The organism is Succiniclasticum ruminis DSM 9236 (assembly GCF_900112895.1).
Taxonomy (GTDB): Bacteria; Bacillota; Negativicutes; order Acidaminococcales; family Acidaminococcaceae; genus Succiniclasticum; species Succiniclasticum ruminis.
In genome coordinates this window covers 362,811-374,849 of the sequence record NZ_FONL01000001.1, presented here as the reverse complement: position 1 = coordinate 374,849, position 12,039 = coordinate 362,811, and the positions used below count along the sequence as shown (strand labels likewise).

6 protein-coding genes are annotated in these 12,039 nt (G+C 43.4%); 5 read left to right on the top strand and 1 reads right to left on the bottom strand.

The window, feature by feature from the left end; genetic code table 11:
• The first annotated feature begins 108 nt into the window (after nt 1-108).
• Together BM159_RS01745 and BM159_RS01740 are read left to right on the top strand one after the other, a co-directional pair.
• A complete protein-coding gene (locus BM159_RS01745; protein ID WP_093912526.1) occupies nt 109-702 on the top strand; it encodes a hypothetical protein in 594 nt (197 codons plus the stop codon).
• A 112-nt stretch (nt 703-814) separates the two neighbouring features.
• The gene (locus BM159_RS01740) at nt 815-2,860 is read left to right on the top strand and encodes a TonB-dependent receptor plug domain-containing protein (protein ID WP_218149470.1); all 2,046 of its coding nucleotides are present in this window, start codon (nt 815-817) and stop codon (nt 2,858-2,860) included.
• A gap of 108 nt (nt 2,861-2,968) precedes the next feature.
• Here the strand turns inward: BM159_RS01740 and BM159_RS01735 are convergent, their stop codons facing one another.
• The gene (locus BM159_RS01735) at nt 2,969-4,333 is read right to left on the bottom strand and encodes a hypothetical protein (protein ID WP_093912525.1); all 1,365 of its coding nucleotides are present in this window, start codon (nt 4,331-4,333) and stop codon (nt 2,969-2,971) included.
• A gap of 677 nt (nt 4,334-5,010) precedes the next feature.
• Here BM159_RS01735 and BM159_RS01730 point away from each other — a divergent pair.
• The 3 genes from BM159_RS01730 (at nt 5,011) to cobN (ending at nt 12,026) form a co-directional block, all read left to right on the top strand.
• A complete protein-coding gene (locus BM159_RS01730; protein ID WP_177205845.1) occupies nt 5,011-5,787 on the top strand; it encodes a DUF4198 domain-containing protein in 777 nt (258 codons plus the stop codon).
• Between the two features lie 196 nt (nt 5,788-5,983).
• A complete protein-coding gene (locus BM159_RS01725; protein ID WP_093912523.1) occupies nt 5,984-8,014 on the top strand; it encodes a TonB-dependent receptor plug domain-containing protein in 2,031 nt (676 codons plus the stop codon).
• 220 nt (nt 8,015-8,234) lie between these two features.
• Entirely contained in the window at nt 8,235-12,026 is a 3,792-nt protein-coding gene (gene cobN / locus BM159_RS01720) for a cobaltochelatase subunit CobN (RefSeq protein ID WP_093912522.1), read from the top strand.
• Nucleotides 12,027-12,039: the final 13 nt, after the last annotated feature.

Here is a 12,039-nt window from a genome sequence, read left to right as displayed (position 1 = left end):
GACAAGCTGACAATTTTGTAGTTTAATATGTAATGGAATTTAATAAGAAATATTATCATTTAAATTCTTTGCTGAATTATATTTCATTTTAAAATTTGGAGGAAAGCTTTGAAGAAGATTGCATTGTTATTACTGGTATCCCTTTTACTGACACTGCAGACTTCCGTTCTGGCTGCCCGCAGGCAGGTGGAAGAAGTGCCGGAAAATCCCATGGACTGGAGCATCAGCACTAAACCGCCCATGAGCGAAGAAGAAAAGGAAGCCGCCCGCTGGTCGCTGATTCTGGAAAATGATTTAGGTTTATATGCTTACGACATGAGTACCCTGGGGTATGTTTCCGATAAAAACGGTGCTGTGGATACCAATCTGGTGGGTGCGACCGTAAAAACACTGTTTACCGATAAAAAAATACTGAAAAAACTGCAGGAGCAGTATGCGTCCAAGCTGAAAGGCAAGGAAAAACTGCAGTACTGTCTGCTGGATATGCAGTACAACATGGCGGAGAAAACCTATACGGTGACGGAGATGCGTGTGTTCACCAATAAGAACCGCATTATTGAGACCAAAAAAAATAAAACCGGCTTCGTGCCGGTTCCGGAAAAATCTTTTGCGGAAGCCATGTATGAAATCTGTCAGCAGTTTGTAACGGAAATGAATGCGCCGGAAGCGGGGGCACAGAAAGCGTCGCTGTTAAGTAAGTAATAAGATTATGGGTTCAGTCTGTTGCTGAAAAAATAGAAACAAAATGTTTGCAAAGTTGTAAGGGGTTTACGAAAACCATTTTTCGGTTTGCACTGCAAAGTACTGCAGGACCATGAAAGACTGGCTGCAGGAAACGCATACAATAAATATATATTTATTAAGGGAGTGTAAAAAAATGAAACAAAGTCGAAAAGGTATGTTAATGGCTGCTCTGATTTGCGGCACGATCGTTCCGGTATTGTTTGGCGGAACCAGTGCCTATGCGGCGGAAAAAGAAGCAGAAAAGGATGCGTTAAGTGCTTTCACTCTGGACCCCATGGTGGTAACTTCTCAGAGAACGGAAACCAAGGATCTGGATACGCCTGCGACTGTTACCGTCGTAACGGAACAGAAGATTCGGGAAGCTGGCTATAAAAACGTATTTGATGCAATTGAGAGTCAAGTAGGTGTAACTAGTACCGGTTACGGTGATGCAGGTCAAAATTTCGGCTTTAGTTCTGGCCGAACAATAATTCGAGGGTTTGATCGTGGTACGTTGGTATTGGTTGATGGCATTCCCATGAATTTGAAAAATTATAATGTTGTGAATTCAGTCCCTATTGATATGGTCAAGCAGATTGAAATTGTTAAAGGAGCGGCTGGTACGTTATATGGGGCTGAAGCGCTTGGCGGTGTCGTTAATGTAATTACTAAACGCCCTGAAGGGAAATCACAATTTAAAATTAGAGGAACAGTTGGTAATTATTACAAAGATTATGGGTTAACATATTCGGATTCAAAGTTTATCGTAGGCTTCCAACGTGAATATGCAAATAAATTTAAGCATAGCAACGATTATCCAACTGGATCTGACACCGACTGGTGGGTTGGTAAAGGTACACGAAACAGAGCAGCTATTGCGGCTAATATCACTGATGAGTTAAGTGCAAATTTTATGTTCACTGATAGTGAGGTCACTCGCGGTGGTCATAAATACCATCCTAAAGCAAGCAGTGAAAAAGATTATCATTATAAATATAAAGATAAACAAATTACTACTGGGTTACATTATGAAGGAAAAAGAAACGGAATTAAAGCAACGTTAGGCTACAACTACTTAAAGTATGACGGTTGGGACTATGTAGGCCAAAAAGAAGTAAGCTCTAATGCGGATATGTACGGTTTGATTTTTGATGTTCAGAAAAAATTTGATTTTGGAAAGAACAACTTAATTACTGGTTATACGTTTAAAAGAGAAAAATATAAAAGCCTGACTGATAATTCTAAGATTGGTCACCGTTCAAACAACGCAATATATTTGTCATATACTCATAATTTTAGTGACAAATTTAGTACCACTTTGGGTTTAAGAGGTGAACACATCGATGATCCGCAAGAGAATCAGAATGTATTAAACCCGCAAATTCAAACACTTTATAAATTTAATGATTCTACTTCTTGGTTCATTAATGTTGGTCGTTCTTTCCAAATGCCTGCAGTTGATGCCTATTTTGGTAAAGACGCTGTTGGATCACTGGAGCCAGAAAAAGGATGGACCTACGAGACTGGAATCAAGAAATTAATAGGGAATGATAGCAGTTTGAAATTGTCTGTATATCATATGGATTTTGACAATAAAATAGGCTGGACACCAAGAGGATGGGATTCAAAGGATCCAGACGCTATACATCCATACAATGCGGGTAAATTTAGGAATACGGGTGTTGAAGTAGAATATACGAAAAAGATTAATAAGCATTGGGATTTTTCCGCTGCTTTAGGTTATAGTAATCCTCAAGTAAAAGAAAATAGTGCAACGGCTAAACAGCAAGACATTATTGTTCCTGGCGAGTGGACCCGTTTTAAACAGCATGGTACAGGACGTATTGATGCTGCAGTTAATCTAACATACAGAAATGAAAAGTTAACGAGCACTCTTTCTTATAAATATTTAGGGGATAGAGAAAGTTACCAGGTTTCCAATAATCCGTGGTATCCTGAGCCAATTCAAATACCTGTAAAATCTCGTTTAACATGGCATACTAACTATAAATTTACCAAAAATGATACGTTGTCTTTAACGTTGAATAACATTTTTGATCGTAAGAATTATTCTAATCCTTATGGCAACCTGGAATTACCGTTCAATTGGAGACTGACTTATACCCATACTTTTTAAATAAAAGATTGGTTATAACCACAGCAAATTATAAGAACGTAATTAAACGTAGAGTTGCTTTTTAAGCGGCGCATACCTGCGCCGCTTTTTCTTTGCGTTTTATATCTTTTACAAACTCTTTCCTTTAGATTCCAGCGCCCTTTGCCGGAAATCCTGAAGCAGCCTTCGCATTCGTTTATCCGGCACCCACACGTACACGGGCTTGTCCGAATCCTTTACACGCACATTGGAGCGCCAGATAAACTGCAGCAGTTCGGACAACGCATAATTGTCATTATCAAACTCCAGCTCCGGGATGTTTTGCTCTTTGGCCCGCTGCGACAGAAAGTTAGTGCAGTTCACATCAAAAAAGCGATTGCACAGATAAGCTACGCCGGTACAGTTACTGTAATCGTTGGTGGCTTTTGTGTTGCAGGGGAGAAACCGTTTCAGGGTGGGATAGTGTTTGCCGTCACTCTGCAGCATATCTTTGTATGCGTTAAACGTAGTAAACATAAACGTGTTGCCGCGCACACCATGGGCCCGCATAAACGCGTAGGCGTTCTGGAAACGTGTCTTCAGCGTTTTCAGACCGCGGCCGGTCTTATCGGTACGCAGCCGCTTATACCATTCTTTGGATAAACTGCTTTCCATATTAAAGAGTTTGTCGTCCAGAATTACAAGGCGTTCCATTCCCTCCGGATATATCTCTGTATATTCTCCATCAGGATTCCTCATCATAAGCCTGCTTTTAATGTGACAGTACTCCATGTTAATGTCATTCAGCAGACAATATTTGTGGAGCATACTGCCACGGGTCAGGTAAGAGAAGAACCAGCAAAACTTAAAGCAGGCAAACAGTTCCCGCTTTGCGAAGGCCACAATGGAAGTGAACCGGCCATCTCTGTCGCCGGAAGGGTACAAAGTACAGCTGCGGCTCAGATTTTTCACCGCATCAAAAACCTTATACTCCTTGCTTTTGCGGTTATAATCGCAATCCGGATTGAATTCCACTATGCCGTTTTTCTGCACAATCATATGTTCCTGCTGCATCAGCAGCACATCGGCCGTGCCAAAGCGGGTGATGCCGTCGAAAGTATCCGGTCTTTGCGCGCCGCCAATTACTCCCCGGAATAGGGAAGGAATCTCATCAAAAAAAGCGTGGTAGACACAATCGCTTTTGCGGAAAGCCTCGATGGTCTCATCATTGAAGAATCCAAACAAAGACTGCGTTGTGACAATATTTTCGCCGCTGCGGATCAAATCCAAAATATTTTTGTTGTAAGGAGGCTCTCCCGGACATTTCGCGTTCAGTTCCTGCAGGAAACGTTCGTCCCGTTCCCTGATGGTTGATACAAAGATGATAAACCTGGCTTTCTGCAGATCGTTAAATAAACCGGTACGCCGCAAAGATTCAATATAAGACTCATCTTTAAAATAGAACGCTCCAAACCGGAGATAGTCCAGTAAGGAGGAACTTTTCCCGATGCCCATAGGGGAATCGACAATGCGAAAGGTGAGTTTTTGGTTTTTGTCATAATGTTTGGTATTAATAGTCAGAACCTCTTTTCCTGCACAGAAATAGCGGGAGAACCACGTGAGAAAGGTATTCTCCCGACAGAACCGTATTATACAGCATAAAAGGGGCAAAAACAAGGACCCGGATTTTCACGCAAAACCCCATGACCCCACTCTCAGGCAGTTTGAATTGTCAGTCTGGCGGTTATGCTTACTGATGCAAACCGCCTGTCTATTATATATTAATGAGTACGTAGGGCATAACTTCAGTAACCATGCGGCTTCGCGAAAAAAATCCGGGTGTTTTTACACCCGGATTTTGGACAGGGAATGAGAAACGGTATGTTGAAAAGACGATATTTATCGAAGTGTGCTTTGTAAATGGATTAGAGGAAATAACGTAATTGCTAAATTTATGACAATATAATTATTTAGGACTATATTGTTATAAGGTACGATATTCATTTTTAGCTATTTCATATTTATAGTAAATTTTTGGTTTACATTATGGAAAAAACATGTTATTATGAAATAGATTATTTTTAATAATACTAATTATTATTAAAAAATTCTTTTGATATCTCCGTTATTGACCGTATTGTGAGGTTATTTTAATGAAGTTTTTTGTTCCCCAAAAGAGTTGTCTGTTGTCTATGCTTTTTAGTGTAGCGTTATCTGCAACGGCAAGCGCACATACACTGTGGATCAATTGCACAGACTACACACCGGATTTTTCTGTTCACTCCGGCGCAAAAACAAAAATCTATATGGGCTGGGGGCATCACTTCCCGGTAGACAGCTTTGTGAAAGCGGAAGATTTCACCAGTATTACTGTATTGTCGCCTTCCTCGAAAACTGAAAATGTTACTTTGGAAACAACCGGTTTTGCGGCTAAACAACTTTCCCTTAAAGAAGAAGGGCTGTATGTGATTGCTGTTACCCGGAGGGATGCGTATAACACATCTTATAGAGAAAACGGAAAGGTGGTTTTGGTTAAAGGGACTAAAGAAGGACGTAAGGATGTTGTGAGCAGTACTTATTCGCAGCAGTTCGCCAAATCTTTGGTTTTATCCGGAACCGGAAACGCGGATAACCTGTCCCATGCCTTCGGCCACAAACTTGAGATTATCCCCCTTACCAATCCTTATGCGATTACCAACAACCGGGGCGGCGAAATGCTTCTTAAAGTGTTGTTTAACGGCAAACCGGTGCAGCATAAGAAAGTATATGCCATGTATGAAGGCTATTCAAACGACGACGCGGCATCCTGTACGGTATCGACAGACGAAAAGGGAATCGCAAAGCTGCGTATCGACCACTGGGGAGTGTGGGTAGTGAAAACCAAACTGGAATTACCTGCTTCTGATGCGATGAAAGAGAAAGTGAATCAGGAAAACTACTTTGCCTCTCTCACATTCAGCGTTCCGTGATTAACAAAAGCAGATAAACTGATTTAGCTCCTGAGGTTTATCTGTCAGTAAATTATCGGGGTATCTTTTATAAGGTTTCACCCACGATTCGTATATTTTGGTTGCAGGTGCAGTACTGCGGGACCATGAAAGACTGGCTGCGGGAAGCGCTTTCAATAAATTGTATTTCTATTATTTTTTTGAAAGGAGTTTTCTTATGAAAACAAAAATGTCTAAAGGCATGCTGATGACCGCACTGATTTGCGGTACGATTGTTCCGGCGCTATTCGGTGGGGCAAGCGCATATGCGGCGGAAAAAGATGAAGTGGATGAAGCGTTGAGTTCTTTTGAATTGAACCCCATGGTAATTACCGCAACCCGTACGGAAAAAAGAGATGTAGATGTTCCTGCAAGTACTGAAGTTTTAACTCACCAACAAATTGTCAACTCTGGTGCTACTAATGCCTTTGATGCTTTACGGGCTGTAAATGGAATTGATGTCAACAACTATTTCCCCGGAGGCGCTCCCATGACCACCATGACATCGGATATTAATATCCGCGGTTTTGGTAAGGGAACCTTGATTATGGTTAATGGTAATCCGATTAACTTAAACAACAAATTTGTTTTTGATGCTATTCCTACAGAGTCTATTGAACGAATTGAAATCATCAAAGGCGGCGGGTCTATTCAGTATGGTTCCGAAGCCATGGGCGGGGTAGTCAATATTATAACCAAGAAAAAAGGGAGTAATTATGTGACGGTTGGCGCCGGTAATTATGGTCAGCGTAAGGCTTCTGTCGGTGTAGGAAATGATAAGTTTCATGTAAATTATGATTTTAAACGTTGGGGACGGATTGAAGATCTGAGCATTTCGGCGAGACCGGTTGTAGAACACAAAGTAAACAAAAAATCAGGCAATCATTCAGGAACCTATGATTATAACCTCATAAAAAATGATAAAAGGAGTTTAGACGTTGGCTACAATATTACAGATAAACTAACTATAGGTTATAACCATTTTGAAAGCTATGTTGATTATCGAAGCGACTGGGCAGACAAACAGGATATGCGTAATTTGAGAAATACCTACACTAAAGAAGATTTGATTCAATTGAATTATACTGACGATTATTTTAAAGGTCACATTTGGTATAATCAAAATAATATCAGTTATGGGGGATATGATAATTATAAGACATCGTCTGTTGTTTTAGGCCCTGTAGGAAGAACACAAAAGAAAGCTAAAGAATTTGGAATTGATCTGCAAAAAGACTTTAAATTTGGTGAGAAATCCCTATTAACGGTAGGTACAGACTATAGACATCAAAAATATGATGATGTATTGGCCAAGGGTGAAGCAGGAGAAGGCGAAAAAAGCCGTAACATATATTCAGCTTTTGTACAATTGGATCAAAAATTTAGCAAGAAAGACAGTATTATTTTAGGCGGTCGCGGAACTTGGACTGGCGGTGCGTTCAATGGTCAGAATTATCATAATTTCAGTGGTTCTTTCCAATATTTGCATAAGTTCGATGAAAACAAAAGCTTATTTGCCAAAGCAGCGCAATCTTTTATTATGCCAAGTTTTGGTGAAATGTATCCGGTAGGCCTTTTAGGGGGGTCTCCAAACCCTGATTTAAAACCAGCAAAAGGAACGCATTATGAATTAGGATATAAGGCAGTAAATGGTAAATATACATGGAAAGCTACTTTATTTCATATGAAAGTAAAAGATAATATTAGTGCTGATACCGTAAAAGGTGTTGATGGTACCGTAATTGATTATAAATATACAAATGAAGATTTTAAAAATACCGGCTTTGAAATGGGTGTTGAAGCAAAAGCGTCGAAGCATTTGGATTGGAATTTAGCTTTTACGATTCATAATCCCCAATATAAAAAAGAATCTCCTGATAACAAAAAAATCGGCTGGCAGAAAAAGTTTGGCAGATATCAGATTACGGGTGGAATCCATTACCATATTGGCAAATTCAGAACTTCATTCACCGGAAGTTATGTAGGAGGACGTTGGATGAGCCCATCTACAAGTGATTCCTACAGAACAAAACCTTATTTCCTGACTTCACTAACAGCTGGTTATGCGCCGACCAAGAATCATGAGATTAATCTGATTATTGACAACGTGCTTGACAGACGGGATAATATTTCTAATACAATGAGCAGTAATGGTGCATACTTCACAACGGGGACCAACTTCCTACTGAGTTATACTTATAAATTCTGATAATTTCCAATAGCGTTCTTGATTTTGTCACCACTATTCTTTATGTGCACAGTTTTAGTATTTTGTAGTTCTTTGAATGTTTTTTAAGCGGCGTACACTAACGCCGCTTTTTTCTGTTTCCGTTTGACCATACAACAGGTATATATCTTATAATTCAATACAACATTTGTAAGAACGATTATATTAAAACCGTAACTGCTTTTTTGTATGAGGCTGCTGTATGAAAAAGACCATAGTTATTTTTACCAATGTAGAACGCCAGTGCCAGCGCTTGAACCAGGCGGCGCACTATTTAAATGAAGAAAAAAAGATTTGTTCTGAGTGTGTGAGTTTGTTTTTTAACAGCGAAACCGGTTACACGGAATTAACAGAGAAGACGCTGTTGCGTTCTTCCATTGTCTTTTTCCTCTGGCAGGGTGCGGTGTATCCTACAGAATTCAGTAATGCGTGTAAACATTTTTTGCAAGAAAAACAAAAACGGTTTATCATGGGTTCTTCCACCCAGCCGGAGGTAGAAGCTGCGCACGAAGTGGATGCTGCGGCGCTGATCCAGGTCAGCCAGTACATTTTCAATAGCGGGACGGATAATTATCGGAACCTTTGGCTGTATCTGTGCACGGAGTATGCCGGTGAGAAGGTTTCCTATCTGCCGCCCGCTGCATTCCCCTGGATGGGAACAGCGGATTTTTCTTCGGCAGCAGGTAAAAGTTTCCAAAATGAAATTGATAAACGGGCATCTTCAGAGGACAAAACTGCGAAAAGAACTTCTGCCGTCCATGATTTAATTACAAGTGTCAGGGAAGAGCCCGCAAGTTTGGATTTCCGTCCCCTCGTGGGCATCTTGTTTGCCAGGGAGAACTGGATCTGGCAGGAGGTTGCCTATTTAAAGGAACTGATAAGGGCGCTGGAAGCACAGGGACTCCGTACACTTCCGGTCTATTGTCTGTGGTGCGACAACATAGCGGAAAATGCGCCGGGGCTTTCACGCGCTGTTAAAAAGTACTTTTATAAAGACGGGAAATGTATTGTCTCCGCAGTCGTCAACACCTTTAAGATCAGCCTGACCCTTAGCAGCCAGAATGATAAAAACTTTTTGAAAGATTTAAATGTTCCGGTACTGCAGGCTTACAACCTGCTGCGGGATTACGAATCATGGTGGGAATCCTATACGGGCATGATCCCGGTGGAACTGTCCTGCAATGTGATCCAACCGGAGGTTGACGGCGTCATCCATGGAGGTACTGTTTCGTATAAAGATTATGACAGGGACGGTATTGCCTGGTACGCGCCGTTGCGGGAACGCATCGAAGCCTTTGCCCGCAAGGTGAAAAAATGGGCGGTTCTTTCTTATTTAAATAATGAGGATAAGCGGGTCGCTGTCATCTTCCATAATTATCCTCCCACTAACGACAGCATTGGCAGCGCCCAGGGACTGGATTCCCCCGCCAGCGTTGTGTTGCTGTTGCGTGCCATGCAGGAAGCGGGATACAAGATGGATTCTTTGCCGGAAAACGGCAAAGAGCTGATGGAAAGAATTACGGCTGGTTTTACCAATGACAGGTGTTTCCTGACGGAAAACCAGATAGAAAAAGCAGCGGGAAGTGTCTCTGATGAAGAGTATAAGAAGTGGTTTATCAAACAGGATCCCGTTGTACAAAAAGAGATGACGGTTTCCTGGGGTGAAGCCCCGGGCACGGTGTTTTATTATAACGAGACCCTGTTGATTCCCGGCATTTCCAACGGCAATATTTATATCGGTATGCAGCCGCCCAGAGGGTTTGGCGAAGACCCGGGGAAGATTATCCATGACCCTGCCTGCCCGCCGCCGCACCATTATCTGGCGTATTACAAATGGCTGCGGGATACCTGGAAAGCGGATGCGGTCATCCATGTGGGGACCCACGGCTCTTTGGAATGGCTGCCGGGTAAAAACGCGGGACTTTCCGGCAAGTGCTATCCGGATGTGGCGTTAGGGGACCTGCCCGACATTTATCCATATTACGTTACGATCGTCGGGGAAGGGATCCAGGCAAAACGGCGGGGCTCCGCCTGCCTTATCGGTCACCTGAACCCGCCCACGGGACAGGCGGAAGTTTACGAAGACCTGGCAGAACTGGAAAAACTGCTGGACGAATATGCCCAGTTAAAAGTACAGCAGCCCGGCAGTGAAACGGTTGTGCAGGAAAAAGTGCTGGAAAAGATTGCGGTCATGCATCTGGAAGAAGAACTTCCCCGGGAAGATTTGCCTGCAGATGATTACATATTGAAAGTGCACACCTACGTGGAAAAACTAAAGCATATGCAGATCCGGACAGGGCTTCATGTTTTGGGCTGCCCACCGGCGGGTGATGATCTGAAAGAGTTCCTGCTGGTGCTGACCCGCGTGGAAAACGGAGAGATTCCTTCACTGCCAAAAATAATCTGTTCAGCTTTTGGACAGGATTATTATAAATTGGAAGAAAAAAGCGGCGAAATACTGGCGGACGGTCAGACCTGTGCCCGGCTGCTTGACCGGGTGTGGGAAATCTGTACGGAAATCGTTACATACCTGACGGAGCAGGGACTGACTGCAGAAGCGGGGAATTCCCTGCTGGTTTCAGAACTGGTTCAAAATTTGCATTTAGATGCAGAGAATACTGAAAAGCTGAAAACGGTTGTTACGTTTATCACGGAGGAACTGGCGCCCAATCTGGCAAAGACGAAACAGGAGATCACGAATACGCTGCGGGCGCTGGACGGAGAGTTCATTGAACCGGGACCGGGAGGCGCGCCTACTTCCGGCCGGGCAGACATCCTGCCCACCGGGCGTAATTTTTACGGCGTCGATCCTTATAACATTCCAACGCCGGTAGCCTGGGAGATCGGAAAACTGCTGGCCGATCAGGCGGTGAACCGTTTTATCAAAGAGGAAGGCCATTATCCGGAAAGCATCGGGATGGTCATCTGGTCGGATTCCAATATGCGCAGCAACGGGCAGGATATTGCGGAGTTCTTTTACCTGATGGGGGTGCGGCCCGTGTGGCAGCGGGGGAGCCTGCGTGTCAAAGATTTAGAAGTCATTCCGTTAAAGGAGTTGAAACGTCCCCGCATTGATGTGACGGCGCGGATCAGCGGCCTGTTCAGGGATACCATGCCTTCCGTGGTAGAAATGATGGAAGAAGCGGTGAACCTGGTAAAAGGGCTGGATGAATCATACGAAGAGAATTTCATTAAAAAGCATGTGGAGCAGGACGCGGCGGATCTGGAAAAGGAAGGCACGGATAAAGAAACTGCTTACGAACAGGCGTCCTGGCGTATTTTCGGCTGCCCGCCGGGGAGTTATGGGGCAGGTGTTGCTCATATGATTGAAGGAAAAAACTGGGAGACGGTCCATGACCTGGCAGACGTATATGTCCGCTGGGGCGCCCATGTGTACGGAAAAAACATGCAGGGCAGTTTTTCGCTCCAACTGTTCCGGAAGCGTCTTGCCACAATTGATATTACCATTAAGAACACAGACAATCACGAGGTACATCTGCTGAACTCGGATGACTTTAATGCCTATTGCGGCGGTATGAATGCTGCGGTGCACAGCATCCGGGGAAAGATGCCAAAATGTTACATCGGCGACAGCGCGGACCGGGCCAAAGCGGAGACCCGCAGTCTGGGCGAGGAAATCCGCCGTGTGTTCCGGGGTGAGAGCATGAATCCCAAATATATCCAGGGCATGAAGAAGCATGGATATAAGGGCGCGTCTGATCTGGCTAACCTGGTGGCCCATGCCTATGGCTGGGACTGCACCAGCGGGGTATTGGAAGACTGGATGTATGAAGGGTTTGCCAAAAAACTTGCTTTGGATCCGGAAATACGGCAATGGATGAACGAAGTGAACCCCTGGGCGCTGCACAGGATGGCGGAAAAACTGCTGGAAGCGGAACAGCGGGGCATGTGGAACGCATTACCGGAAACAAAGGACGCGTTGCGCAAACTGTATATGGAACTGGAAGGAGAACTGGAAGAACGGGCGGAATAAGGAGGACGATAAG